The organism is Shewanella colwelliana ATCC 39565, from assembly GCF_000518705.1.
GTDB lineage: Bacteria > Pseudomonadota > Gammaproteobacteria > Enterobacterales > Shewanellaceae > Shewanella > Shewanella colwelliana.
In genome coordinates, this window is the sequence record NZ_KI912479.1 from 313,083 (window position 1) to 339,784 (window position 26,702).

General features: G+C 45.0%; 22 protein-coding genes. 8 read left to right on the top strand and 14 right to left on the bottom strand.

Translation table 11 applies throughout. The features are described from left to right. Positions 1–2 precede the first annotated feature (2 nt). Complete coding sequence (locus L876_RS22060) at positions 3–1,124, top strand: putative metalloprotease CJM1_0395 family protein (RefSeq protein ID WP_051413179.1); 1,122 nt, start codon at positions 3–5, stop codon at positions 1,122–1,124. A gap of 143 nt (positions 1,125–1,267) precedes the next feature. On the opposite strand, the gene L876_RS0117625 is transcribed toward L876_RS22060, so the two are convergent. Genes L876_RS0117625 through cmoA form a run of 8 tightly spaced genes read right to left on the bottom strand, consistent with a single transcriptional unit; the run spans position 1,268 to position 9,873 of the window. After that, a complete protein-coding gene (locus tag L876_RS0117625) occupies positions 1,268–2,152 on the bottom strand; it encodes a LysR family transcriptional regulator (RefSeq protein ID WP_028765006.1) in 885 nt (294 codons plus the stop codon). A 48-nt stretch (positions 2,153–2,200) separates the two neighbouring features. After that, a complete protein-coding gene (locus L876_RS0117630; protein WP_028765007.1) occupies positions 2,201–3,304 on the bottom strand; it encodes a DUF3541 domain-containing protein in 1,104 nt (367 codons plus the stop codon). Further along, positions 3,279–4,949, bottom strand: a complete 1,671-nt coding sequence (locus tag L876_RS22065) for a hypothetical protein (RefSeq protein ID WP_051413180.1) — start codon at positions 4,947–4,949, stop codon at positions 3,279–3,281. The genes L876_RS0117630 and L876_RS22065 overlap by 26 nt, the downstream gene beginning before the upstream one ends. Further along, a complete protein-coding gene (locus tag L876_RS0117640; RefSeq protein WP_028765008.1) occupies positions 4,912–5,868 on the bottom strand; it encodes an alpha-L-glutamate ligase-like protein in 957 nt (318 codons plus the stop codon). The genes L876_RS22065 and L876_RS0117640 overlap by 38 nt, the downstream gene beginning before the upstream one ends. A 2-nt stretch (positions 5,869–5,870) precedes the next feature. Beyond that, the gene (locus tag L876_RS0117645) at positions 5,871–7,373 is read right to left on the bottom strand and encodes an inactive transglutaminase family protein (protein WP_028765009.1); all 1,503 of its coding nucleotides are present in this window, start codon (positions 7,371–7,373) and stop codon (positions 5,871–5,873) included. A gap of 38 nt (positions 7,374–7,411) precedes the next feature. Continuing rightward, complete coding sequence (locus L876_RS0117650) at positions 7,412–8,128, bottom strand: ATP-dependent zinc protease family protein (protein WP_028765010.1); 717 nt, start codon at positions 8,126–8,128, stop codon at positions 7,412–7,414. 24 nt (positions 8,129–8,152) lie between these two features. Then, the gene (gene cmoB / locus L876_RS0117655; protein WP_028765011.1) at positions 8,153–9,145 is read right to left on the bottom strand and encodes a tRNA 5-methoxyuridine(34)/uridine 5-oxyacetic acid(34) synthase CmoB; all 993 of its coding nucleotides are present in this window, start codon (positions 9,143–9,145) and stop codon (positions 8,153–8,155) included. Then, complete coding sequence (gene cmoA, locus L876_RS0117660) at positions 9,142–9,873, bottom strand: carboxy-S-adenosyl-L-methionine synthase CmoA (RefSeq protein ID WP_028765012.1); 732 nt, start codon at positions 9,871–9,873, stop codon at positions 9,142–9,144. Before cmoA ends, cmoB begins: the two co-directional genes overlap by 4 nt. A gap of 149 nt (positions 9,874–10,022) precedes the next feature. On the opposite strand from cmoA, the gene L876_RS0117665 reads away from it, so the two are divergent. From L876_RS0117665 to L876_RS0117695, 7 genes are all read left to right on the top strand, one after another. Then, positions 10,023–12,818 carry a transporter substrate-binding domain-containing protein gene (locus L876_RS0117665; protein ID WP_037429174.1) on the top strand — a complete coding sequence of 932 codons (2,796 nt, stop codon included), beginning with the start codon at positions 10,023–10,025 and terminating at the stop codon, positions 12,816–12,818. Between the two features lie 168 nt (positions 12,819–12,986). Then, positions 12,987–14,768 carry an aspartate--tRNA ligase gene (gene aspS, locus L876_RS0117670; protein ID WP_028765014.1) on the top strand — a complete coding sequence of 594 codons (1,782 nt, stop codon included), beginning with the start codon at positions 12,987–12,989 and terminating at the stop codon, positions 14,766–14,768. Positions 14,769–14,835: 67 nt separating this feature from the next. Then, a complete protein-coding gene (locus tag L876_RS0117675) occupies positions 14,836–15,582 on the top strand; it encodes a YebC/PmpR family DNA-binding transcriptional regulator (protein ID WP_028765015.1) in 747 nt (248 codons plus the stop codon). A 14-nt stretch (positions 15,583–15,596) separates the two neighbouring features. Further along, a complete protein-coding gene (gene ruvC, locus L876_RS0117680; RefSeq protein WP_028765016.1) occupies positions 15,597–16,118 on the top strand; it encodes a crossover junction endodeoxyribonuclease RuvC in 522 nt (173 codons plus the stop codon). After that, positions 16,115–16,732, top strand: coding sequence for a Holliday junction branch migration protein RuvA (gene ruvA / locus L876_RS0117685; RefSeq protein WP_028765017.1), 618 nt, complete (start codon positions 16,115–16,117; stop codon positions 16,730–16,732). The genes ruvC and ruvA overlap by 4 nt, the downstream gene beginning before the upstream one ends. 20 nt (positions 16,733–16,752) lie before the next feature. After that, on the top strand, positions 16,753–17,766 hold the full coding sequence (gene ruvB, locus L876_RS0117690; protein WP_028765018.1) for a Holliday junction branch migration DNA helicase RuvB: 1,014 nt from the start codon (positions 16,753–16,755) through the stop codon (positions 17,764–17,766). Positions 17,767–18,595: 829 nt separating this feature from the next. Beyond that, positions 18,596–21,106 (top strand): TonB-dependent receptor plug domain-containing protein, encoded by a 2,511-nt coding sequence (locus L876_RS0117695; protein ID WP_028765019.1) that lies wholly within the window; start codon positions 18,596–18,598, stop codon positions 21,104–21,106. A gap of 63 nt (positions 21,107–21,169) precedes the next feature. Here L876_RS0117695 and gloA read toward each other — a convergent pair whose 3' ends face one another. From gloA to rsxG, 6 genes are all read right to left on the bottom strand, one after another. Further along, entirely contained in the window at positions 21,170–21,580 is a 411-nt protein-coding gene (gene gloA / locus L876_RS0117700; RefSeq protein WP_028765020.1) for a lactoylglutathione lyase, read from the bottom strand. Between the two features lie 534 nt (positions 21,581–22,114). After that, positions 22,115–23,491, bottom strand: a complete 1,377-nt coding sequence (locus tag L876_RS0117705) for an amidohydrolase family protein (RefSeq protein ID WP_028765021.1) — start codon at positions 23,489–23,491, stop codon at positions 22,115–22,117. 94 nt (positions 23,492–23,585) lie between these two features. Beyond that, positions 23,586–24,617, bottom strand: a complete 1,032-nt coding sequence (locus tag L876_RS0117710) for a helix-turn-helix domain-containing protein (RefSeq protein WP_028765022.1) — start codon at positions 24,615–24,617, stop codon at positions 23,586–23,588. A 110-nt stretch (positions 24,618–24,727) separates the two neighbouring features. After that, positions 24,728–25,360: an endonuclease III gene (nth, locus tag L876_RS0117715; protein ID WP_028765023.1), complete on the bottom strand. Its 633-nt coding sequence runs from the start codon at positions 25,358–25,360 to the stop codon at positions 24,728–24,730. A gap of 3 nt (positions 25,361–25,363) precedes the next feature. After that, a complete protein-coding gene (locus tag L876_RS0117720; protein WP_028765024.1) occupies positions 25,364–26,062 on the bottom strand; it encodes an electron transport complex subunit E in 699 nt (232 codons plus the stop codon). Further along, positions 26,055–26,693, bottom strand: a complete 639-nt coding sequence (gene rsxG, locus L876_RS0117725; RefSeq protein ID WP_028765025.1) for an electron transport complex subunit RsxG — start codon at positions 26,691–26,693, stop codon at positions 26,055–26,057. The genes L876_RS0117720 and rsxG overlap by 8 nt, the downstream gene beginning before the upstream one ends. Between the last annotated feature and the right edge of the window lie 9 nt (positions 26,694–26,702).

The window sequence follows — 26,702 nt, forward strand, 5'->3', positions numbered from 1 at the left end:
TAGTGAATGGCGTTATCTCTGCGCCTTCATCATCGGTGAATCAGGCAACTGTTTCGCCGATTTCTGTTGTCAAAAGCAGTACAAGTTTTTCTCCTTCTCAGACAGCCACCGTGTCCAGCCCAAAGGGAAAGGCTGTCGCTGCACCACTCTCTACTCCTATATCTGTAGCATCGCTCTCTACCGCCGAGACTGGCGGTTTCACGAGTCCAGAGATCACTTCGGTTCAATCTGATATAGGCTCGACAAGTTTCAGTTTGTCCCAAGGGCCAATGAGTCTCGCAGGCTTAATTAACAGCGTGGCAAGTGGCGCATCTCAAGCGGAACCTCGCCCCAGTCAGTCGATATCTCCTAATGCTAATGGTGTTGGCCAAAGTCCACAAACAGACGTCCAATTAACGCCTACTGACAAGGATTTTGAGCCGATATTTGATAATCAAGAGGCAGCCGATAAGGACACTAATGCAGCTCAAGCTACTCAAGATTATTCACCTTTTGATGAGGAGCAAGATACAGATCGCAACTCAGATAGCCAAGCGAGTGACCGCGCGGAGGCATTGAGGCAGCAGATTGAGCTTGATACGCTAGCTAAACGTGATGCCGAGGTGAAAGCTCATGAACAAGCGCACGCCAACGTGGGGGGGAATTTTGCTCGCAGTCCTAGTTTTAAGTATGAGCAGGGCAGTGATGGAAAGCGTTATGCCGTAGATGGTGAGGTGGCGATTGATATCTCAGTGGTCTCAGGGGATCCGCTCGCAACAGTCAATAAAATGAAACAAGTTTATGCGGCCGCGATGGCACCTGCTCAGCCGTCAATGGCAGATATCCGTGTGGCAAGCGAAGCGCTGCGTAAAATGAATGAGGCGAAAAGCCAACTAGCTATAGAGCGGCAGGAGAAAGCCGTGACCGTCGCTGATATGGCGCCGCTGATCGGTGCGGAAAATGCTATTAAAGGGGTCGTTTTTCCGGAGCCAATACAAACTCAGATCGCTGGCAAAGTTGATGGAAATGGGCGGATCTCGGCTTCTAGAGTCGATTCACCATCAGGCCTAGATGACAATCGTTCGCCTTCTCGTAGCATTGAACACATTAGTCGACAAATTTTGGCATCTAGTCCGGCAGAGTAGTCAAACCATTATCAAGACCATGCCATTAGTGGTATGTACCAGTCTCAATCACAAATAAGTACGTCTAATGCGATTGATTTCACGGTCTGATTGATATCTATGTTCTACATATAAGCCTTATCTTTTCTAATTTCTCACTGTTTTTAATGTTGCGCCAAGATCAGCTGTTCTAGCAATTTTGATGCGGGTCCTTGGTTGTCGCGATTGGGCACGGTTAAGCTCAATACAACTCGCCGGTGACTACTGCCATTGAGGGTTAGTTGATGCAGTTTGCCCTGTTCAATAAGCGGGAAAACAAGATGCGTGGGTATCCAGCAAAAACCAAGCCCTTTATGGAGTATTGATAAAGCTTCATGAAAATTTGCTACCGTCCATCTACGCTCAGCCTTTAACCAGCCAATATCTATTTGGGATAGTTGGCCTGTATCTTTAATGACAATTTGCAAGTGTTCCGCTAAGGTGCGATCGTCGATTGGCGCAGTGAGCTGAGCCAAGGGATGCGAAGGGGGACAAACCAAGGTAAACTCTATTTCGGTGAGTGGTTCGGCCAAGAAACCCTTAGGTGTTGGGCTACCGACGATGGCGATATCGACTTTCTCTGCTTCGATTAACTCATGGGTTCCAGTGATCACAGAGTCTAAAATAGTGATACGAGTCCCGCGACTTAAGGGCTCAAATTCACTTAATGCATCGACCAATTTATCCATCGGATAGATGATCTCTCTGGCTATAACCAAGGTTGGTTCCCAACCCTTTTCTAAATTCTTGGCTAACTGTTCTAGCTCAGTGACGGAGCGCGTAATATGCCTAGAACGACGCAGCAAGACTTCTCCTGTTTTGGTTAAGTAGGCCTTTCGACCTCTAACTTCGAGTAGTGCAACCCCTAGTTGTGTCTGCAGTTTTGCGACAGCGTGGTTTAGTGATGATTGGCTTTTATTCAACTTATCAGCTGCTTGCGCGTATCCGCCGTAGTCAACCACAGCCTGTAAAATACGCCATTGTTCTAGTGTTGATTTTGACTGACTCATTAGCTATCCAGAGTAATGTGTGGCCAAGCGACTACTCGGCCTACATGATTAAGGTTTTATGCTTACCTGCTTAGGAAGATACTTTTTAGTTGCCTTGAGCTTATGGAAATATGGCCCTTGGTGCAGCGTTTCAGGCCAGTTAAGTAGCATCATGGCGAGGACGTTACGGTGCTCACCGAGTGCGAGATCTGGGTTACCACGTGGTGATGGGATCGTGGCGACTTTTGGGTCATATGCATTAATGATATGGGCTTGGGTCTTCTTAACAACAGGGTGATTTGAAAGCCCTGCTAAATGAAAGCTTATGCCCACCTCAGCGATAATATCATCTGTTGCGTCGGCAAGGATCCTGTCGATATTGGCGTCAAAATAGTCCAGAATCCAGGCAAAAGTCTGCTTGTCGACTTGATGTTGATAGTATTCACTGGCAGCAAAGATAAAGTGAGTCATGCCATAGATTTTGTTTCTAAACTGCTTTTTGTTTAGCTTTTTGTCACGACTATCAGGATAGACCTCGTTAAATGCTGTTTTGTACTCTTCAATGTAATCACCCACACCGAGTTGCTTGGCCCAATAAACATAGTTAATAAGCTGTGCTGCCCAAGCCTCTATCATCGCCTTATCGGTAAGGCCCGGTTTTAGATCGGTATTTTTGAGAGCTTTGGTAAGCTTTTCATGGCATGGACCCGTTAAGCCAAATTCATCGATTCGGCTAGAAAATCTCAGTAATACATCCGTATAGAAGAGGAACTCAGGGAAAGGTTTAAGGGCCTTTTTGCGTGCCTTAGCGCGTGGACCTTTACCCAGTACTACAATAGCAGCTTTAGCCTCTTGCTCAATAAAGCCCGGCTTATCTAACTGACAGGCATAGTAGGCTTGTGAGTCGACTACCGCATAAAGATCAACGAGTGCCGAATTGGCATATTGTGTATCACCAGTCATACGGTAGAGCCTTATACCATAATGCCCCTGTACGCGCGGTGGCAGTTGATATAGGTGTGATTCTAAACTTTGTTGTATACCATCGCGGACTTGTTCTAAGTCATTTGCTTTGACCTCAGCACTGGCGTAGCCAGAGCCTAAAAGAAGACTCAGCGCCGTCGCGGCGGCGATCGCACCTATTGACTTAGGTAAGTGGGTTAGCTTGAACATATAAAATCCTATCAATCAAAGAGGTTGTGGAGAGTGATTTACCCAACACTTGTGTTAATTGCTCATTCAAGGAGAGATGATCTTCATTTATCAATAATAGTGAGAATGTCTCTGGTATTGTGTGTTGATGCTTGCTGGTGACATAGAGAAACTGTCCTAAACTCTGTTGCCATAGCGCTTGATAATAGAGCGGCCCTTGTTTGGCAATACCACTAAAACTGTAGATCGCATCGCTAGCTTCTGGCCAGTGGTGGTTAAAGCTTAAGTAAAATTGGTTATTTAAATTTGTGTATAACGCGTTACTCGGTATTTGATAAGCGTTGAGCGCCAATTTACTGCGAAAGACTTTCTGTTGAGTTGCGAAGGTTTGTAATATCGCTTCGCGGCTGGATTGAGTTAGTGTTGGTAGTAAAGTCTCGCCTAAATATTGTGCCAACCAATGTTGTGCGATAGCACTACTATCTTGGGTTTCGCCTAGCGTATTGACAAGATAATAGCGACTTCCATGGCTAAATTGGGTGATAATTTTACTCATTTCGGTCAATAGCTGCTGCTGATCGCGATAACTATCAAGGGTTATAGGTAAGCGTAAAGAGAATTGGCCAAACTGCATTCCGACAACGGTTTGTCGTATTCTGGTTGCGCGAATTTGTGCGCCATCCATGAAGTAGATGTCGCCCAATAAACGTTCTCCATGCCATAGCCGATGTAGCTGAGGCGTAATGATTTCGGCGCGCAGGTCAAAGATTGCTAAAGCTTGGTATAGCTGGTTAATAAATTGATCACTGGTTTGTTTAGTGACGCGCGTTTTGGGCGCGTTTGCCAATGTGCTGCCAATCTCCCATGGGGAAAGCGTTACATGGGTCATGCCATCGAGATACTGCTTGAGTAACTTAGGTGTTGCGAGCAACTGGCCACTGAGTGCATCGCTAGCATGATCGCTAAACCCGCGGGTTTGTGCCAGATGATTTTGGCTATCGATCAGCTGTCGTAGGGCGGCGTGGTTTTTACTTTTAGCACGGGTTTGGTAGGCCTGCCACACCAACTGTTTGCAATGGGTGTCTTGCTGTTTAATTAAATATGAGGCAATTGACTGATTAAACGGTTTGTCAGTGCTCTCAAAACTTGGCGCCAAGTTAAGTTGGCATAGCGTGTCACCAAAATCGAGGGTTAAGCCTTGCGATTTAAGGCCGTGCAGAATCGTGGCTTGAGCGGAATGTTGCTGGGCCTTTTGCGCAAGAGTATGTTGGTGAAGAGAGAGCTGAGTCAGACGGCTGTGCAATCTTTGATGTGCGGGCTCTGCTGATGATGCAAGGGAGCGTTCAATATTGATCAGCGCGGGGCTTCTTAGCAATTGAGACATCTCATCGGCTAAGTGCAGTTGACATTGGATAAGCATCTCATTGTCGTCGCTATTTAACGTAAATTGCCGATAGTAATTAACCCTATCTTTTAAATTAAACAACCCAAGTGTTGCACGCTCGAGTGCGATCGCTTGATTTGCCGCATCATTCGCCGCAAAAGCGGTTGCCGTTGGCAACTCAAATTGCACACATTGCTGGCTTAGAAGGGCGATAGGCGAGGCGGCTTGCGCCGCCAAATGCAGACTAGCTGCAAGCGCTATGGCTAAAATGCGTTTTAGCATAGGCGACACGCTCTTCAACGGACATTGATTTGTTTTTCATCTGTTCGACATGGCGCAGGTGAGGCAAAATACCTCGACCATTGGCGATTTGAATAGCCAGCCCTGGTCGAGCGTTGAGCTCTAATAGCAAGGGTCCAAGTTGTTGATCCAGCACCATGTCTGTACCTAGGTAACCTAACTCACTCATCTCATACGCTTTCGATGCGGTATGAAGCAAAGTATCCCAATGAGGCACAACAATATCTGTCAGCTTTTTATCTGTGTCCGGATGGAAATCAATGGGTTTATCAAATTGAACCGCATGAAGCCCTTTACCGGTGGCAATGTCTAATCCCACGCCGACAGCACCTTGATGTAAGTTTGCTTTGCCGTCAGAAGCTGCGGTAGATAGACGTAACATTCCCATCACAGGAAAACCTTTAAAAACAATAAGCCGTATATCAGGTACGCCTTCATAGGAGTAGCCGTCAAAGACAGGATCAAATTGAATTAGCCCTTCAACAATAGCGACATCAGGCTTACCACCCAGTGAAAACAAGCCACTGAGAATGTTTGATACATGTCTGTCAATCTCACTGGGTGTGACCTCATTGCCATTGGGTTTAAAATAGTGGCCATTATCCACCTTAGTGATCACTAAAATCCCTTTTCCTCCCGATCCCTGTGAAGGTTTGATAACAAAGCCATCTTTGTTATTGACCATTTCAGGGATGTGAGATATCTCATGCTGTTGGCATACCGTACCGATCAGCGCTGGCACAGCAATATTATTTGCTAGTGCTAGTTGTTTGGTGGTCAGTTTATCATCCACACGTTTGTAATATTTACGTGGGTTGTAACGTCCAATAAAGTCTATATTGCGTTTGTTCATGCCCAAGATACCTTGGGCTTTGAGCGCCTGAGGGCGCGCGAGAAACATGACTACTCTCCCGCCAATGGCTTAAAGCGCTTAAGTTCTAATAACTTGTAGCCAGTGTATTGGCCCATTAATAGCACCATCGCTAAAATCACTAAGTGAATGCCGAGGAAATTAAATACCCAATGCTGTACCCACGTTGCGCTCATGGCAAGATAGGCTAGGGTTGCCACAAACAAACTGCCTCCGCCTTGTACCACGACCTCTTTTGCGCCTTCCTCTTCCCATAGGATTGACATTCTTTCGATGGTCCATGCCAGAATGATCATCGGGAAAAAGGTGATGGTTAAGCCTTCACTCAAACCGAATTTATAGGAGAGTAAGGTGAAGAGGCCGATAATGCCGATCACCACAATAATGACTGCCGATATTCGCGAGATCAGTAACAGGTTCAGTTCTGATAGATAGGAGCGGATCATTAAGCCAAATGCAACAATAAGTAAAAAGCCAACTAAGCCCGTTAAGAGCGTTGTTTGGATAAAGGCGAGGGCGATAAGCACTGGCATAAAGGTACCAGAGGTTTTGATCCCAATAATCACCCTTAAAAATACCACCATCAATACACCGATAGGAATAAGTAAAATCCCCTTAAACAGGCTTTGCTCTTCTAGCGGCAACTGATACAAAGAGAAATCTAAGGCGTCTTTGTTTTTTAACACATCAATAGAGGTGGCTAATGCTGAACGTGTGTCCTGCAACATTGAGAAGCTGACCAGCGAATTGACACCACCTACGACATCTAAGGTTGATTTCCCGGTTCTGTCCCATATCAGTAAATTGTCAGGACGGCCTTGGCTACCATCTGCTGGGTTAAACAGTAACCACTCTCCTTGATGATAGACTTCAACAAATGTTGTTAGCTGCTGACGTCGGCGTTGATCTTCCAAAAATAGTCCATTGACCTTTTTGGCTGGGATCCCTTTGCTATTGAGCATTTGTACAAAGAGATTCGCGGCAGAGTTGCCAGACAAGAGTAGTTCGATATTTTGACTGCGATCAGAGGCATTAAAGCTTTTGTTTAGCTGTTGTGCAAAAGACAAATTGGTTGCGCTACGAGACCAGACTTCATCCATTATCTGCTCTGCAGCGGCTTTCTCTGTAGCCGGCCAATTATACTCCACCGCCTCAGGTTCGGCCTGGGCAATTACTTGGGTTTTTCCTGTAGGGACCAAGGTGACTTTATAATACAGGTCTTGTTGACCACGAGCTTGCCTTACTGACCAAGTCGCATGTCGACCAGAACTGTCATTGGCGATAGTTAAACCGTAGCCTGGAGAGGTCGCATTTTCTACTAGAATTTCAAAGGCGGGATCATTAGGCAGAGAAAACTTAACTTCTGCAGGTTCACCCGTGCCCTGAAAGCTTACTTTAGCATCTACGGCCCAACTCTGTACTTGTTCGCCAGGTAAAAAAGGCACATTGTGTTCTATGCCTCGATACACACTGGCAGCGACTCCCGCTAAAAATAGCAGTGCGACTAAGATGTAAAACGGTTTTCTAGAATGCATTGAAGACATATCCTATTTTAGTTTGCTGTCACACTGAGTTATTTTTTGCTATGGATGAAGGTTTGCGCCACATCAACGACCGCGATGTCTTGCATAAACTTACGACCTAACAAGAGTTGATATTCGAGATGGCTGCGGTCGACCAGATTTAAATCAGTCTCCGCTTTATACTTACCTATCTGTAGATGAGCGTGGATTACGGGACGGCGATCACTTTTCTCGTCAGAGTCTTGTTTAATGCGGACAAATCGTTCGACTTTAGATTCAAATGTTTGCGGTGTTTTGTCACTGCCTTGGGTAAATACGTCAAACCTTACCCACTGCTTGCCGTCACGTTCAAACAAGATGATGTTGTGTGCATCCAATGACGATGACTCTGCCCCCGTGTCGATACGGGTTTCAAAACTGGCTTTGATTTCGTCGATGAAGACATGTTCCACGGCGCCCAGCACGAACTTATCACCAATAGGTGATGCCTTACACTCAACAGGTACCTCGACGATTTTCTCTTCAGCGGGCTGTTGAGCAGCGGCCACGGCGATGGCAAGGGTATCTATTTGTTGACTTAATGCTGCAATAGATTGATTTTGATTTTGTTGGTTAGTGTTTATGAGCTGTTCAATATCAGCGCGCTGCTGATTTAAGCTCGCACTAAGGGTTGAAGTATCAACTGGTTGAGGTTTGTCTGCGCTATTTGTTGCTGCGCAACCGACAAGTGCAGTGGCAATGGTCAGGGCGATAATCTGCTTTAACATAGTGCTTCCCGTTTACTATTTCAATTAGATCAAATCTTTATTGGGTTGATTTTTGGTGGCCACGAAGGTTGCACGTTTAGGCGCTGGGTATCCTTCGACAGTGAGACTGATGTCACTAGGGTCTAAATAATCGACCAATGACTCATTGGGCATCCAAGGTGTACTGCGCTGCTCTGCAAGTGAGGTGACATCAATATCGACACATTTCACATCCACGAAGTCGGCTTTTTTCAGCCATGCTTCTAACGCTTTAGCCGATGGTAAAAACCAAACGTTATTCATTTTCCCATAGCGATCACCAGGAACCAGAACCGTGTTTTCATCACCATCGACAACTAAGGTTTCCAACACTAACTCTCCACCTGCACGCAGTTGATCACGCAGTTGCAATAGATGATCAATGGGTGAGCGACGATGATAGAGTACGCCCATTGAGAATACCGTATCAAAGGCATCTAATGGTGGCAGTTCTTCGATACCGAGTGGTAAAAAGTGCACTGGATGTTGATCTCCAGCGATGCGCTTTACCGCTTCAAACTGGCAAAGAAACAGCGGTGAAGGGTCGATGCCGACGACATGTTTAGCCCCATCGCCAAGCATACGCCACATATGATAACCACTGCCACAGCCTACATCTAATACTGTGCGATTATTAAGTGGCGAGATATGAGGCTGTACTCGATCCCACTTCCAATCTGATCGCCATTCGGTATCAATATGAATACCGTGCAGGGAATAGGGGCCTTTTCGCCAAGGTTTAAAGATTTTCAGCAGATTTTCTAGCTTCTCTTTTTCACCAGGGGTTAATTGCTCGCCACTGCCTACCATCACATCGGTACTGAAATTAATGGTATCAGGTAGTGGATAGTGTAATTTATTGAGCACTTTTTCCCATTTAGGTAGGTCACCGTGTTTATTCTCACGTTGCCAGTTACCTAATATGGCTGGCAAGGTTTCTAACCAATGCTGCAGACTCGAGTCTGCGATATGTTTGTAAAAAGAGCTAAAGCTGATCACTTGATTGCCACCATAGATGCAAAATTAAAACACTGGAACCATACGCTAAAATGACTGAAACCTTGTTCTCTTAGACGCTGTTCATGTTGAGGTAACGAGTCGGGTTTCATTACGTTTTCGAGCGAACTACGCTTTTGGCTAATCTCAAGTTCGCTGTAACCGTTGGCTCGTTTGAAATCGAGATGCAGTTGATCGAGTAATGACTGGACTGGTGCATCTTCAAACGTGAGTTTTTCTGATAACACTAATAGCCCCCCGGGCACTAAGCCGTTGTGGATTTTTTTCAGTAGCATCTCACGGTCATCGGGCGCTAGGAACTGCATGGTGAAATTAAGTACCACCATTGACGCATTTTCAATATTAATGTCTCGTATGTCGGCACACACTAAATCGACCGGCGTATCACTGACATATGCGCTGAGGTTTTGGGAACAACGCTCAACCATTGATTCACTATTGTCCACCGCAATGATACGGCAGTTGCGGCCATCGATATGGCGACGAATATTCAGTGTCGCAGCGCCTAAGGAACAGCCTAAATCATAAACATGACTCGACGGTGTCACGAATTTATCGGCAAAGTCACCTAATGTATTGATTATTTGTCCGTAACCCGGCACGGAACGTTTAATCATGTCATTAAACACACCGGCAACTCGATCATCAAATTGAAAGTCGCTAATATTTTCACAAGCTTGGGCGTAAATAGTGTCTTGAGATGAGTTCATCAGAGTTTTTTTAATAAAATCAATTTTTCATTTTAGCGAATGATAACAGTTAGCAGCAAGTGTAGTACTGGAAATTATGGATAAAATTCTGTCTAATAGCCTAATTACAACAAAAAATTTACAGCGACATGACGTTCTAGGAATAATCATTGAACTCACTTATTCGTTTTCTTATCGGTTTAACTTGCTGCTTTTCATTTTTACTTGCGGCGGCCGAGAGTCAGAAGCCATTAGTTTTAGTCATGGGGGAAGACAGTTATCCCTATCAATTTGTAAGTGACAATGGCGAGCCTAAGGGCTTACTTGTCGACCTATGGCGAGAGTGGGCTTCGCAGACCCACACTCCCGTCGTATTTGTTGTCCGTCATTGGAAAGATTCCTTAATCCAACTTGCCGAGGGTGATGCCGACATTCATTTGGGAATGGGGATCACCGATGAACGTCGGGAGCTGTTCGATTTTGCCAGCCCCATAACTTCTGTTAGTACCTATCTCTATTTACGTAATAATTTGAAAGATAAAACCGCCTTTTCGCAGCTGCTTCCATACCGTATTGGGGTTGTACGAGGATCTTCACATCAATCGATACTCAGTCAGCAGGTAAATGGCCTTGCGTTTAGCGAATATAGCAGTCGTGCTGCTTTGATGGATGCCGTCCTAAATGGAGAGGTTGATATTTTTGCTGGGATGGAAGGTTACCTAAAAGATTCAGTGGTGAGCAGAGCGGTATTAGAAGCATTCCCTTTAGACAATCGTATATTAATTAAGAAGACGGCTATCGTACCTGCGGTGACGAAGGGAGATAGCGCTCTGCTAGAGAAGATTAACACTGGGATGTCGGAAATTAGCCAAGAGAGCTTGGAGCATATAGAGAAAAATTGGCTTGGTTACAGCCGTGATACCAGAACGTTAGTCATAGCAACCACAAATAACATTGAACCATTTGTTGATATCGGTGGTGATGGTCAACCCCATGGTATGTATATCGATATTTGGAATTTGTGGTCTAAAAAAACCGGCATACCCGTTGAGTTTAAACCAGAGAGCATGGCTAATGCGCTTGATGACTTAAAGTATAACCGTGCCGATTTTCATATTGGGTACCCTGAAAGCGATACCATGAAAACTAACTATCATCGCGCCCAATTGCTCTATCAGGTGAAGAGTCGCTTATTCAGCTTTAAACAGCCACTCAGTGATTTGGCGGCCTTGGATGGTAAAATTGTCGGTGCGGTGCCAACGGCTCCCTATATCGATAAATTAAGGGCAGCATTACCAGAGGTGGAGTTGAAACTGTATTCGGGTGTGGACCAGATGATTGAAGCTGCGCAGCAAGGGCATATTAGTGCGTTTGTCGCTTCTTCGGCTTGGACGCAACATTACCTACTCAAAGCGGGCGCATGGGCTGACTTCCATCTTTACCGCCCGCTCTATTTTACGACCGATATCTACGCACTCACTCGCAATGAAGATAAAGGACTTGCACAGCGTATCTCAGCGGGTTTCGAGCTGATAACCCCGGCAGAATTAGGCAGGATAGAAGCTAAATGGGTCATAGATAGTGATGATCATACTGTGGCCGATGCACATCAGCCGCTTAAACTGTCGGCAGAGGAACAAGCCTATTTAGCCAGATTGCCCGCACTAAAAATGGGCTTTTTACAGTCTTGGAAACCGATGGAGTTTGAAGATAAACAAGGCCTGTTTGCGGGGATAAATAGCCAAATAAGTGAGCAGATAGCTACAGCGTTAAACCTGAAGCTTAAACCTGTGATGTTTACTGAGTGGAATGCGTTATTGACGGCATTAAAACGCGGCGACATCGATATTGCAGGCAGTGTCGCACAGACGCCTGACAGGGAAGCCTCTCTGTTGTTTTCTGAGTCTTACTGGCCGTCACCTTGGGGGTTGGTTACTAACTTAAATCAAGTGACCGCATTTAATTTGGCACAACTCAGCGGTAAACGTCTGGCTATCGTCGAAGACTATCATTTGGTCTCAAATTTAGTGAGTAAAGATTATGGTATCGAGTTGGTGTTAGTGCCCAATACCCGTGCAGGTATCGATGCGGTTGCTCAAGGGAAGGCCGATGGCTTTATCGAAAAAGTCATCAACATGTCAGTCGCATTAATGGATGACGACTATCACTCTCTTAAAATGTCGGTACTGGCAGACTTTTCGGAGGAGCAGAGTCATTTTGGACTGCATCCAAGCTTAAAACCTTTGGTACCGATCTGGGATAAAGCGATTTCACAGATTAGCGTGGAGATGCAACAAGCGATTTATCAACGCTGGCTGGGTAACAATGAACAAGGACACAGTGCGCAACTGACATGGCGCAGTAGCTTTTATCTGTTACTCTTGCTTAGTGGGGTGCTTATCGCCCTGGTCAGCTGGTTTGCGTTTCAGCGTGGCGCTCGTCGCCATAACGGCTTGCAGCAACAGATCGTTAAATTGGGACATTTTGATACGTTGACAGGGCTGCCCAATCGCACTTTGCTGGACGACAGATTAGAACAGTCAATGTTGCTTCATCGACGCGAGATGCAGCCTTTTGCCGTGTTGTTTATTAGTTTCGATAATATGCATACGGTTAATCAGCAATATGATCATCAAATTGGCGATCAAGTGCTAAAGCTAGGTACGAGCAAGCTTAAAAAGATGATTAGAAAGTCTGATACCTTAGCGCGCTTTGGCGGCAACGAATTTGTGTTAATCCTTAATCGACCCAAAGACCTCGACAAAGTCTGTCAGGTGGCCGATGGCATGATTAGCGCCTTTGCAGCACCTTTTGCCATCAATGGCGATCATGTGGCACTATCGGTCAGCATAGGGATAGCTATGTACCCCAATGAAGGGGATACTGTGGTTGAATTACTTAAAGTAGCAGACAAGCATATGGCCAGAGCCGTCGCTCAAGGTGGCAATTGTTATCGAAGCGCGTAAATCGCTATATTAGATAACGAATTGCTGGTTATTTGCCCAACCTATTAATTGACTTCCCCATAACGGGATGAAGTTGTTTTGAAATCGGCAATATTTCACTATAATGCCGCTTTTGTCATGTATTGAATATTCCCAAGCACGGCTTTGTGGATGAAAGGAAAGGGTTAGATGCGCAGTCATTATTGTGGAGACGTCAATCGGTCTCACGTTGGAGAAGAAGTCACTCTAGTCGGTTGGGTAAATCGAAGCCGAGATTTAGGTGGTGTAGTCTTTTTAGATTTACGCGACCGTGAGGGGATTATCCAGGTTGTTTACGACCCAGATTTACCTGAAGTGTTCGATATCGCCAGCACACTACGTGGTGAGTTTTGTGTGCAAGTGACGGGTCTTGTCCGTGCTCGCCCAGACAGCCAGATTAATGACCAGATGCGCACCGGTGAAGTGGAAGTGTTAGGTAAAGCGTTAACTATCCTCAATGCTTCATCGCCGCTACCGATCAACATGGACAAAAACCAGCACAACACTGAAGAGCAGCGTTTGAAATATCGCTATCTTGATCTACGTCGTCCAGAGATGGCGGATCGTATTATTTTCCGCTCAAAAGTGACTAGCGCTGTACGTCGTTTCCTTGATGGTAACGGTTTCTTAGATATTGAAACGCCAATCTTGACCAAGGCCACACCTGAAGGTGCACGCGACTATTTGGTGCCTAGTCGTACATATAAAGGGCAGTTTTTTGCGCTACCACAATCACCACAGCTGTTTAAACAGTTATTGATGATGTCAGGGTTTGATCGTTACTACCAAATCGTTAAGTGTTTCCGTGATGAAGACTTACGTGCTGACCGTCAACCTGAATTCACCCAGATTGATATCGAAACCTCATTCATGACTTCGCAACAGGTGATGGACAAGACCGAGGAGATGGTACGCGGCCTCTTTAAAGAGTTGCTTAATGTTGACTTAGGCGAGTTTCCTAAGATGACATTTGAAGAAGCGATGCGCCGTTTTGGCTCAGATAAGCCAGACTTGCGTAACCCGCTTGAGTTGATCGATGTTGCCGATTTAGTCAAAAATGTTGACTTTAAAGTGTTCCAAGAGCCAGCCAACGATGTCGAAGGCCGTGTAGCTGTGATCTGTGTACCTGGTGGTGCTTCGCTTTCGCGTAAGCAACTCGATGAGTATGGCAAGTATGTCAACATCTATGGTGCTAAAGGCTTAGCTTGGATGAAAGTTAACGAGCTAGAAAAGGGCCTTGAAGGAATTCAGTCTCCTGTACTCAAGTTCCTGAGCGAAGAGGTTGTTAATGGCATTTTGACCCGTACCAGCGCAGCTAATGGCGATCTGATACTCTTTGGCGCAGATAAAGCCAACATAGTCGCTGAAGCAATGGGCGCGTTACGCCTTAAAGTTGGTGAAGACTTTGACCTGCTGCAAGGTGACTGGAAGCCACTTTGGGTTGTTGATTTCCCAATGTTTGAGCGCACCTCTGACGGTGGACTGCATGCTATGCATCATCCATTTACCGCGCCAAGTAATATGTCGCCAGCAGAACTTGAAGCCAATCCAACTGCCGCTATCTCTGACGCTTACGACATGGTGCTTAATGGTTGTGAACTCGGTGGTGGCTCGGTTCGTATCCACAACAGTGAGATGCAATCTGCGGTATTTAGAATTCTAGGGATTAATGACGAAGAAGCTCAAGAAAAATTTGGCTTCTTACTCGAGGCACTTAAATACGGTACGCCTCCGCATGCCGGTTTAGCGTTTGGTTTGGATCGGATCATCATGCTAATGACTGGCGCGAGCTCAATTCGTGATGTCATGGCCTTTCCAAAAACCACGACTGCGGCATGTCCGTTAACCAATGCACCGGGTTTTGCTAACCCGCAGCAACTGGAAGAGCTGGGTGTGAGCGTTATCGAAACCAAACAAGGTGACGCAGAGTAAAAAGTACAATTAAAGCCGAGCATACTAGCTCGGCTTTTTCGAGTTAATCTCGAATAAGGAGTAACACATGGCAGGTCATAGTAAATGGGCCAACATCAAACACCGTAAAGCGGCTCAAGACGCCAAGCGCGGTAAACTCTTTTCTAAGTTCATTCGTGAGCTCACCGTTGCAGCGAGAGAGGGCGGTTCAGACCCTGATGCAAATCCAAGACTACGTGCGGCAATCGACAAATCACTCTCCAACAACATGACCCGTGATACGGTTGAACGTGCAATTAAGCGCGGTGCGGGTGAGTTAGATGGTCAAGTGCTTGAAACGATAATGTATGAAGGCTACGGACCTGGCGGTACAGCGGTAATGGTTGAAACCATGACCGATAACCGCAATCGTACCGTTTCTGGTGTGCGTAATGCCTTTAGCAAATCTGGTGGCAATTTAGGCACTGATGGCTCAGTCGCCTACCTATTCGAAAAGCGTGGCGTTATCTCTTATGACGAAGGTAGTGACGAAGATATCATTATGGATGCGGCGCTTGATGCTGGTGCTGATGACGTTGTGACAAACGAAGATACCTCTATTGACGTCTACACCACCCCAGACACCTTTGGTGCAGTAAAAGATGCCTTAGATGCAGCGGGCTTAGACTCGATTAATGCTGAGGTCACCATGATCCCATCAACCAAAGCAGATTTGGATGCCTCTACCGCCCCTAAGTTTCTGCGTTTGATTGATAACTTAGAAGATCATGATGATGTGCAAGAGGTTTATCATAATGCTGAGATCTCCGATGAGATCATGCAAGAATTAGAGTAGGTCTGCGAGACTTAATGACAATCATATTGGGTGTCGACCCTGGATCACGGATCACAGGTTATGGTGTGATCAAATGCCAAGGTAGGCAGCAGATTTATCTTGGTAGCGGCTGTATTCGTACTTCATCAGATGATCTTCCTTCTCGGCTTAAAGTGATCTTTGACGGTATCAGTGAAATCATTCGTCAATATCAACCCGATGAGTTTGCCATTGAACGTGTGTTTATGGCTAAAAATGCTGATTCGGCGTTAAAGCTGGGCCAAGCAAGAGGAGCCGCCATTGTCGCTGCCACCAACGCGGATTTGCCCGTGGCTGAATACTCAGCCACTCAGATTAAAAATGCCGTCGTGGGAACTGGTCGCGCGCAAAAGTCTCAAGTGCAGCATATGATCCAGCAGATCTTAAAATTACCTGCGGCGCCTCAGGCCGATGCTGCCGATGCTCTCGGTGTTGCCGTTTGTCATTTTCACACCTATCAAAGCCTTATTGCCATGGGTGGTAAAGCGAATTCAAGAACATACGGAAGATATAGATGATTGGTCGACTTCGAGGTTTATTAATTGAAAAGCAGGCTCCAGAACTGCTGATTGAAGTGAATGGTGTTGGCTATGAGTTACAGATGCCGTTAACCAGCTTTTATGAATTACCAGACCTTAACCAAGAAGCGGTGATCTACACCCATTTTGTGGTGCGTGAAGATGCACAACTCCTGTATGGATTTGTCACAAAACAGGAGCGAGCCCTGTTTCGTCTGTTGATTAAAACGAATGGTGTTGGGCCTAAACTGGCGCTAACCATTCTTTCTGGGATGACCGCGGCAGAGTTTGTCAAATGTGTGGAACACGATGATATCGCGACCTTAGTGAAGTTACCTGGTGTGGGTAAGAAAACCGCTGAACGTCTGCTCGTTGAGATGCGCGATAAATTAAAGAGTCTAATGGAAGCGTCGGTGGGGTCAGAGCGAGAGTTTGTACTGCAATCTAATTATGCGCCCGCACCGCAAGTGAATACCGCTGAAGAAGATGCAATAGCGGCATTATTGGCACTAGGTTACAAACCTGCACAGGCAAGCAAAGCCGTCTCAGGGGCATACCTAGAAGGCATGAATTCAGAGGCGCTAATAAAAGCGTCGCTGAAATCTATGCTGTGAAGCGGTAGAGTGAGGAAAAAATGATAGAAGCCGATCGACTCGTCCATGCGCAGCCTCAAGGCATTGAGGAACGTGACGAGCAAATAGATAGAGCGATGCGTCCCAAGTTGCTCGACGAGTATACTGGGCAAGATGACACTCGAGCGCAATTAAAAGTGTTTATCGAAGCGGCGCAGAAGCGCGGCGAAGCGTTAGATCACATGCTGATTTATGGCCCACCAGGCTTAGGTAAAACAACATTGGCAATGATTGTTGCTAATGAGATGGGTGTTAATATCAAGTCAACCTCTGGTCCGGTACTCGAAAAAGCCGGTGATTTAGCTGCGTTGCTAACGAATCTTGAAGAGGGAGATGTATTATTTATCGATGAGATCCATCGTTTAAGTCCTGTCGTCGAGGAGATCCTTTATCCAGCAATGGAAGACTACCAATTGGACATCATGATTGGTGAAGGCCCTGCAGCTCGTTCGATTAAGCTTGAACTGCCACCCTTCACATTGATCGGTGCAACGACACGGGCTGGCGCGTTAACCTCTCCGTTGCGTGCAAGATTTGGTATTCCGTTGAGATTAGAATTTTATAATGTGAAAGATCTCAGCAGTATCGTGACGCGATCGGCCAATGTGCTTGGGTTACCCATTGATGGGCCTGGCGCATTAGAGGTCGCACGTCGCTCTCGCGGCACACCGCGTATTGCCAATCGTCTGCTCAGAAGGGTGCGAGATTACGCTGAAGTTAAGCATGATGGTGAAATCGACAAACGAGTCGCTGATAGTGCGTTAGACATGCTTGATGTCGACGCTGAAGGGTTCGATTATATGGATCGCAAACTACTACTTGCAATTATCGACAAATTTATGGGTGGACCTGTGGGCCTAGATAATCTGGCCGCAGCCATTGGTGAAGAGCGAGAAACCATAGAGGATGTATTAGAACCCTTTTTAATACAGCAAGGGTTTATCCAACGAACGCCTAGAGGCCGTATCGCTACTCAACGAGCCTACCAACACTTTAATTTAATCAAGCCTGAGTAGCTGCATAGCTTATTTGTTCACATCTAATTATGTCTGCAAAGTCTATTTAATTTAGGCTTTGCGCTTGTATTTTTAAACCTGACTATACACTGATTATTAATTTTCATTTTATCTTTATGATGCATCCTGTATCAGTTGTTATTATTGGGTTAGTTGCTTTGCCTTTTTGTTTATTGCATTTCTTTTCGTTATAAGTTTTAAACTACCGTTATTATAAATAAATCAAAGTTTAATCTTCATTAATTAGCACAGGGTATAAACACTTTATTCTGATTGGTAAGCGGTTGCTGAAAAGCGCTCCTAATTTTTGACTTGTTATTTTTAGGCATAGTTACATAAATGTCACACTTATAGAGTGCTTCTATCAAATCGCGGCTCATTTTTATGTATCATATTGTATCTTATTGGTTTTCGTTTCAATTGCGTAACCTTTTCTGGCTTTAGGATAAGTAGCCTTGTATATATTTCACTCATAATGAGTCTGTTGACCCATAGGTCTAACAGTCATTACAACTGAAAATATGTGATGGATGTCACATAGCTTGAATTTGTGTGCGTTGTATTTATGTTGCGTTTGTAACGGTATGATTAGCTGGCTTGGGGATAAATATATAGTGATATTCTCTAGGTATTCAAATTATGTCGATGTTCACAGGTTTTTTGTATTTACGTTGTTAACTGTTATGTCATGTTATTTAACTCACCATTATCATTGGTTAATTATTTAGTGGATTGACTGATTTAAAGTGAAACTTCAGTATCAATTTCAGCGCTTACAAATAAAAGTAGAGCGTAAAATAATAACATTGAGTAAGGGAGTTAAATTTACATGGTAAAAACAACAAAGTTGGCCTCGGCTATAAAGTTGAGTTTGATAGCCTCAATATCGAGCAGTGCCTTTGTCGTCTCTCATAATGCGATCGCTGAAGAAGAAAGTGCCACGTTTGAGCGAATTGCAGTGACAGGCTCCCGTATTCAACGTCAAGATATGGAAACTGCATCGCCAGTGACAGTCATTGACGCCAGTGCGATACGAGCAGAAGGTTACAATTCAGTCGATGAGATTTTGCAGGCTCAACCAGCGATGGCTGGTATGGCAGCCGGGTCAACGACGAATAACGGTGCGGATGGGGTTGCGCAGGTTGACCTTCGTGGCATGGGGTCAAGTCGTACCTTGGTTCTATTAAATGGGCGTCGTATGGTGAACTCAGGATCGGGGGCTGACAGCGCCGTGGATTTGAATACGATTCCTGTGGCGATGATTGCCCGCGTTGAGATCTTAAAAGACGGTGCCTCAGCGGTTTATGGTTCAGATGCCATTGCCGGTGTTGTTAACATCATTACAAAGAAAGATTTTGAAGGGTTTCAACTTGATGTCAATGGTGGTGTGACGGATAAGAGCGATGGTGAAAATCTTGAACTGAGTGCCTTGTACGGTTTCAATACCGATAACGGTAACTACACGTTTGGTGTTGCTTACTCTGACCGCGGCGGTGTCATGCAAAAAGACCGAGATTGGGTGGAAGAGGGGGCAAGTAGCTTCGTACCTGGCGGCTCTTTGGGTGGCAAAGTACAAGATGAAAACGGTGATTGGGTTGCACGTACGGAAGGCTACGATTACACCCAAGATAGTTGGCTACAGACACCAAGTACTCGCTATAGCTTCTTCGCCAATGCCACTCAAGAGCTTAGCAACGATATTATTTTCACCGGTGATGTACTGTATACCAAACGTCAGTCAGAGCAGATGATGGCGCCTCAGCCTGCCTCTGTAATGCTTGATGTATGTACGCCTAGCTCAACAGGTAACTGTATTACCTTAACCGATGAGATGCTTGCTGGCGGTATATCAGCTGATGATCAAGGTAAAGTTGAGTACCGTCGACGTATGACAGACGCAGGCAACCGTATCTATGAGCAAGACACAGATACGCTGCGCATCTCTGCAGGCCTTGCAGGGGTGCTGGATGTACATACCGGGATCGATTGGGATGTTGCTTATACTTACGGTAAAAACAAAGCTGAAACTTGGGTTCATAACTCAATTAATGCATCAAACATGGAGCAATCTATGTATGACAATCAAGATGCATGGTTCAGTGGTGATCCACTGTCAGACGCGATTGTTAATGACATCAGTTATCTAGAAAGTACAACTGGTGGTAACGAACAGCATATCGTATCGGGTGTTATTAGTGGCGAGGCATTTGAATTAGATGCAGGGGCTGTGGCTTATGCTATCGGAGCTGAATATCGTCATGACAGCGGTTACTATAACCCTGATCCAGTGATTGTTGCGGGAGACGGCACTGCAGCGCAGCAAGACCCAACAGATGGTAGCTACAGTGTATTCTCGGTATACCAAGAAGTTAGCGTCCCATTTACCGATAAGTTAACGGGTGAGTTCGCGCTGCGTTTCGATGATTACTCAACCTTTGGTAATGCATCGACTTGGAAAATCGGTCTAACCTATGAAGCGACAGATGATCTAATGCTTCGTACTGTCGCGGCGACAGGTTTCCGGGCTCCAAATGTGAGCGAGCTATATGGTGGTAACGTTGGTTCATACGATTATTTAGATGATCCGTGGGGTAATGAGCAAGATCCGCAAATCTTAGTTAACTACACCTCAGATCCCGACTTGAAGGCTGAAAGTTCTGAGTCCTACACAGCTGGTCTAGTTTATTCACCAAGCTACATCGATGGTATGTCTGTGACTTTAGATTACTGGCGCTTTAAAATCACCGATGCAATCTCTCGTCTAGATGTTCAAGCTGGTCTAAAGGCGTGTTATGAAGGTGATGCCACAGCGTGCGAAACCTTTAAAATTGGTGCCAATGGAGATTTGACAGAGTTAACCAATCCGCTGACTAATGTGGGTTATCAAGATACCAGTGGTGTTGACTTTAACTTGGCATATCGTTTCGAAGGTTTAGGGTTAGATTGGAAAGTCAGCAATGATTTGACCTATCTACTTAACTTCGAGCAAGATGGCGTTGACTACACGGGTACCATCGGTGGTATGTTCGGTGGCTACGCAGAAGTGAAAAATAACTTTAGTGTACAAGCGAGCCAAGGTGATTGGAGCCTAATGTATTCAAATCGCTACATCGGCGAAATGAATGACATTAACTATGGTGATAAAGCAGAGTCTGTGCTTTATCACAATATTTCAGGTTTGTACCACTTCAATGACAGTGTCACCGCAACTTTAGGTGTCAAGAACCTAACAGATGTTGAACCTGTCATGGTTGCGAGTGGCAATGAAGCTGGTACGGTTCCTGAAGTGTATGACACCCTTGGACGTCAGTTCTATGGTGGTGTGACGGTGAAGTTCTAAGCCTATCTCTATAAAGTAATAAAAAAGCGCCATCTGGCGCTTTTTTATTACCCAAGTTAAAACCTAACCTAGGCCTTGTTGGGCGGATTTCATCTGAATGAATTCGATTTTGTAGCCATCAGGATCTTCAACAAAAGCGATTTCAGTCGAGCCGCCGGCGACGGGACCGGGTTGACGGGTAACCTTGCCGCCTGCCGCTTCGATGGCAGCACAGCGACTATAGATATCTTCCTCGCCAATGGCAAGGTGACCAAAGGCACTACCAAGATCGTACTGGTTTGTATCCCAGTTGTAGGTAAGTTCAACCACCGCAGCACCGCTGTCTTCATCGTCAAAACCAACAAAAGCAAGGGTATAGCGATATTCAGTATTTTCAGAGCGGCGCAGCAACTTCATGCCTAAGATCTCGGTATAAAAATGGATACTGCGCTCTAGATTGCCAACTCGTAGCATGGTGTGGAGTAATTGAGCCATGAAGACCTCTTCTGTTGCGATAGAAATGAGGAGGCATTATACCCATGTATTGGCCGATAGTTGCACTCAATAACATATTTTATATAGCAAAGTGCCTGATATGGCTTAGGAAAACAGTATTATCTATGACCATTATATTTGACAAAATAAGTCTATGACGTGCCTCACACTTTATGCTTTAAATCATGGAGTTAAATTAGGAGATACGGATAATGGAACCATCAACATCGAGGAGTTTACTATGTCTTACGAATTAAAAATGGCTGTAGGTTTGGCTATCACGATTGCAGCATTTCTTTCTATATTTTTTGTGTGTTTGTTTTAAGCTAGGTAAACGAAAACAGTTTTTGTCTAGCGCCTTAACAGAAGCTCGTTAAAAACTGTTTGATAACAGTGTACTGAGTGTTAGTGATGTCGAACGGCGCACAGAAGCACTAAAAGAGCTACTATTGTGGCTTTTTTAGTATTTACATCATTGAGCATTTGGCTATGTAGCTTAGCTCAAGATCGTTTTCAAATCAGGCTATTTGGGGTTTACAGAGCTTCAACTAATACTTTCAGTTCCTGCCATAAACTTCTTGACGCTATCGCTTGTTCTCGCATTTTTTTGAGAGTTTGTTGTGAATACCAATGTCCATTCTTTATCACTGCGCTAGGTTCTTTTAACAGGCTTAAGTCATCTATTGGGCTAGATTGGGTATAAATAAAGTCAGCTTGTAAGCTCTCACGAATGTGGCCAATGTTGTGTTCAAGCTTGAGCGCTCGTGCGGGGTTGATAGTGGCTGCAGCGAGTACTTCAAAAGGTGAAAGCCCCGCTTGGAGGAGGAGTTGGATCTCTTTGTGTGTTGCGAGTCCATGTGGTGACAATAGTACGCCAGAATCGGAACCAACCAGCAATGGTATGCCGCTCTGATGTAGTTTTTGGGTAATAAAGATCAAGAAATCTAACACTTTTTGATTGTGCTTTGCCATGTTTTCAGAGGCCGTTAACCAGCGTTCAACCTGATTGTTTGACGTTTCTAAGGCAATAATATCTGAAGTGTATTCAGGGTTTGTTTTAGCCAAATAGGGCGCTTTTTCTTGACTGAGTTGAGTGAGCTGCGCATAGATGTTTAACGTAGGCGTTACCGGTACACCAGTTGCCTTTAATTCAGCGACCACCTCAGGGAGTAACTCGGGAGCAAATTGGTAATTTAGGGGACCTTGATAGATATCCTCGACATGTTCAAGAGATTGTAAACCACTCAACGAGCCTGTCACCATATCGCCCGACCCGTGAGGGCCGTGTTTAGCGATGGGCATATTGAGTTGCCGCCCCTGTGCAATGATGGCCGTTAATGTTTCTTTACTTAAATTCCCATAGGCTTTGATGAGGTCATAGCCTTGCTCAATATATTGGGTTACAGCTTGTTTTGCTTGCTCTGCGGTATGCACTGAATGATGTAAATATGCATCGTCATAGGCAGATATAATTGGGCTACTTACGGTTGAAGAGCTACCTATCAGGTGTCCTGCGTTGACTTGTTCTCGCCAGTTTAGGTGAGCTGGGATGCCGTTCATGACCCTTACGTGAGTAACGCCATGACTGAGGGTTAATTGGTAAGCGGCTGTTTCATACATGTGAACATGCATATCGATAAGACCTGGGGTAATGAAACCACCCTTACCATCAATATGAGTTAACCCTGAGTATGTATCATGACGATTTGGGTTAATAATGGCATTGATTCTACCGTCTATGACGATGATATTTTTTCTCGATAGCACTTTTTGTTGAACAACATCAACTACGTTGATATTTGTTAGCACAAAGCTGTTGTCTACGTGATGGTTAGCGTCCTGCGGTTTAACGCCTGTGCCACAGCCAATGAGGATACTGGACAGGACTGATATCGTTAGTAAGATTCTCATGGTGTAATTCCTTATGGTTCGATAATCATAAGGTAAACAGAGCGGAAGTTTTAAACGCTTAAGATCAAGACATTAGACGTCTATGATCGTGATGTTAGACTGACATATTCATTTTATACTCGCTGGGTGTTTTCCCTGTGACTTGTTTAAACACTTTATTGAAGGAAGCTTTGGAGCTAAACCCGGCTTTAACAGCCACATCCAAGATTGATTGGTTTGGTTGCCTTACGAGTGATTGACAAACATGCTCAACGCGGTATCGATTGATATAGTCATTGAAGGAAGTCTCAGCACATAAATTGATGGCCCGAGAGATATCTCGACTTTGCAAGCCTGTTAGCTCGCTTACTTGATTTAATGTTAATCGGGGTGTGAGAAACCATTGATTCGTTGTGAGTAACTTATCTAGCTCTGAAAAGACGCTTGTGTATTCACTCTTTTCATCGGGTAAGTGTCGCTGCGTTAATTTACTTGTTGCCTCAGCTTTTATTGGATGCTGCGGCAGGCGACGTTGTTTTGACAGCATATAAATCATCACCATGATCGCAACTAGCCAGATGAGGGTATTTAAGCCTTGCCCAAGTAGGTTGAGTTCATAAGAAATCATATGCTGAGTATTGAGCCGTATCAGATCTATCAGGGTAAAAGCAGAGGTGAGTAAGACTATTCCGACCAACCAGTTAAGCGAGTATTCATCGGAATCAGAGCGTTGTTCATCAAGCAAACGTTTAAACTTTAACAGAATAAGCACTGATAAGAGTGCGTATGCTAGACGCCAGAGAGTGCCGAGCGCAATAATTGCCTGCACGTGATGGGTAAACATTAAAAAGGGAATCACTGGCAGTAAATGTGCCCATTCATAAGGTTTGAGCGTTTTATTTACGATGAGTTTGATTGCCAAATAGTTAGCTGGGCCAAACAACATAATAAATATGGGGCTAACTAAGTAAACGTCTCGGGTTAGGCCAGTCTCTTCAAAGATGTTAATGAGTGATGCAAAGGCGATGAGCCAAAGTACGAATGAAACGCCCCTGAACTCATTAGTTCTCCACAGAAGTAGACCTCCTAATACACCGACGGTAATGGTTCCGGCTTGAAACAAGTTAACAATGTTCAGTTGCTCCATTAGGTATCCCATTGACTAACGGTCGATAGATAGACTTAATCGTGATGTGTTACACCATAGACAGCTTTGTGCGGGCATCTGATTAAGTCACTATTTTAATGCACGAAAGATCACTCTGTTTTTTCTTTAAATTCACATAACTCTTCGATAAGGCAACTCCCGCAGCGTGGCTTTCTTGCGATACAGGTATAACGGCCATGCAAAATAAACCAGTGATGTACGTCGACTTTAAATTCGGCGGGGACAACTTTTAACATCTTTTGCTCGACTAAATCGACATTTTTGCCCATGGCAAATTTAGTTCGGTTTGCGACACGAAAAATGTGGGTATCTACGGCGATAGTCGGCCAACCAAAGGCGGTATTAAGTACGACGTTGGCGGTCTTTCTACCGACACCGGGTAGTGACTCTAACCCCTCTCTATTTTCAGGTACTTCGCCATTGTATTTTTCAATTAAGATTTCACAGGCTTTAATTACGTTAATTGCTTTATTGTTATATAAGCCAATGGTTTTAATATAACTTTTGAGCCCCTCTACGCCGAGATCAAAAATAGCTTGCGCGGTATTGGCGACAGGGAATAGCTTATCGGTTGCTTTATTCACGCTAACGTCAGTTGCTTGTGCTGATAAGGTTACAGCGACCAACAGCTCAAAGGGCGATGAAAAGTTAAGCTCGGTTTCAGGCTTAGGGTTATTATCCCTAAGGATGGTTAAAATCTGACGACGCTTCTCTGTATTCATCGTTTAGCTCACCTTAGTAATGCGTGCGCGAGTGACCGCCGGTTCTGGATTGGCTGGCATGGTTCGTTGTGCTAATTTGCTGTCGATGACATTTTTGATTGCTATTAAAAATCCCATCGCAATAAAGGCTCCGGGTGGCAGCATGGCAAGTAAAAAGTTGGTGTCTACCTGCCAAAGATGGATGGTTAGTCCTTTAGCCCAGTCACCTAATAAGAGGTCGGCTCCATCAAACAAAGTGCCTTGTCCTAGTATTTCACGACAAGCGCCAAGTACCATGAGCACTAAGGTGAAACCTATGCCCATCATTACGCCGTCGAATGCAGCTTTAGCGACGTTATTACGTGACGCAAAGGCTTCAGCACGGCCGATAATTACGCAGTTGGTAACGATTAGCGGCAGGAAAATACCCAACGAAAGATAGAGGCCGTAGGCATAGGCGTTGATCAATAGTTGTACACAGGTCACGAGAGCTGCAATGATCATGACAAACACTGGAATACGGATCTCTTTAGGTACATAGTCTCTAACCAGAGAGACCAAAATGTTCGAACCAATCAATACCAACATGGTCGCAAAGCCAAGACCAATTGCATTAGTCAGGGTTGCGGTAACAGCCAATAGGGGGCATAACCCTAAAAGCTGGACTAAACCTGGATTGTTTTTCCATAAGCCTTGCCACGCAATTTCACGATAATCACTCATAGTTGACCTCACAGTTTGCAGGGCGGTTCATCAACTCTGCCTTATTGGCATTAAAGTAGAGTAGGGTACGTTTTATCGCGCCAACATAGGCTCTTGGCGTGATGGTGGCACCGGTAAATTGGTCAAATTGGCCACCATCTTTCTTAACGGCCCAACGTTTATCTTGCGCACTTGTTATCGACATCTGATTAAAGGCTGTCACCCACGAAGATTTACGTAGGTCAATTTTATCGCCTAAACCAGGCGTTTCATTATGGTTTAAGGTGCGAACGCCAAGCACTTCGCCTAGGGTATTGATGGCAACGATGATTTTTATCTTACCGTTATAGCCATCAGGGGCGACGGTTTCCATGGCAATGGCAACACCTTCACCTTTGAGTGTAGCGATATAAGCGGGCAGCGGTTCATCGACACCAAGCACCTGCTCGTCGTGGATTAAGATACAGTGTTCAATCAATGCATTGTCATGTATTGAGTCTGGAATTATTTGATGCAAGGTCCGCATTAACTCAAGATCTTGTTGCGTCTTAATCCGCTCAAAGGTGAATTGATTCACGCTCGCCACTAGCGCCGTGCAAAGCAGGGCGAATAGGGCTAGCAAGCTACCATTTTTGGTTATAGAACGTTTCAATTTTCACTC

Bases quoted from the DNA above. Each gene is read 5' to 3' on its own strand.
- L876_RS0117625 (WP_028765006.1), bottom strand. From the start codon at position 2,152: ATGAGTCAGTCAAAATCAACACTAGAACAATGGCGTATTTTACAGGCT.
- L876_RS0117630 (WP_028765007.1), bottom strand. From the start codon at position 3,304: ATGTTCAAGCTAACCCACTTACCTAAGTCAATAGGTGCGATCGCCGCC.
- L876_RS22065 (WP_051413180.1), bottom strand. From the start codon at position 4,949: ATGCTAAAACGCATTTTAGCCATAGCGCTTGCAGCTAGTCTGCATTTG.
- L876_RS0117640 (WP_028765008.1), bottom strand. From the start codon at position 5,868: ATGTTTCTCGCGCGCCCTCAGGCGCTCAAAGCCCAAGGTATCTTGGGC.
- L876_RS0117645 (WP_028765009.1), bottom strand. From the start codon at position 7,373: ATGCATTCTAGAAAACCGTTTTACATCTTAGTCGCACTGCTATTTTTA.
- L876_RS0117650 (WP_028765010.1), bottom strand. From the start codon at position 8,128: ATGTTAAAGCAGATTATCGCCCTGACCATTGCCACTGCACTTGTCGGT.
- cmoA (WP_028765012.1), bottom strand. From the start codon at position 9,873: ATGAACTCATCTCAAGACACTATTTACGCCCAAGCTTGTGAAAATATT.
- aspS (WP_028765014.1), top strand. From the start codon at position 12,987: ATGCGCAGTCATTATTGTGGAGACGTCAATCGGTCTCACGTTGGAGAA.
- L876_RS0117675 (WP_028765015.1), top strand. From the start codon at position 14,836: ATGGCAGGTCATAGTAAATGGGCCAACATCAAACACCGTAAAGCGGCT.
- ruvC (WP_028765016.1), top strand. From the start codon at position 15,597: ATGACAATCATATTGGGTGTCGACCCTGGATCACGGATCACAGGTTAT.
- ruvA (WP_028765017.1), top strand. From the start codon at position 16,115: ATGATTGGTCGACTTCGAGGTTTATTAATTGAAAAGCAGGCTCCAGAA.
- ruvB (WP_028765018.1), top strand. From the start codon at position 16,753: ATGATAGAAGCCGATCGACTCGTCCATGCGCAGCCTCAAGGCATTGAG.
- L876_RS0117695 (WP_028765019.1), top strand. From the start codon at position 18,596: ATGGTAAAAACAACAAAGTTGGCCTCGGCTATAAAGTTGAGTTTGATA.
- gloA (WP_028765020.1), bottom strand. From the start codon at position 21,580: ATGGCTCAATTACTCCACACCATGCTACGAGTTGGCAATCTAGAGCGC.
- L876_RS0117705 (WP_028765021.1), bottom strand. From the start codon at position 23,491: ATGAGAATCTTACTAACGATATCAGTCCTGTCCAGTATCCTCATTGGC.
- L876_RS0117710 (WP_028765022.1), bottom strand. From the start codon at position 24,617: ATGGAGCAACTGAACATTGTTAACTTGTTTCAAGCCGGAACCATTACC.
- nth (WP_028765023.1), bottom strand. From the start codon at position 25,360: ATGAATACAGAGAAGCGTCGTCAGATTTTAACCATCCTTAGGGATAAT.
- L876_RS0117720 (WP_028765024.1), bottom strand. From the start codon at position 26,062: ATGAGTGATTATCGTGAAATTGCGTGGCAAGGCTTATGGAAAAACAAT.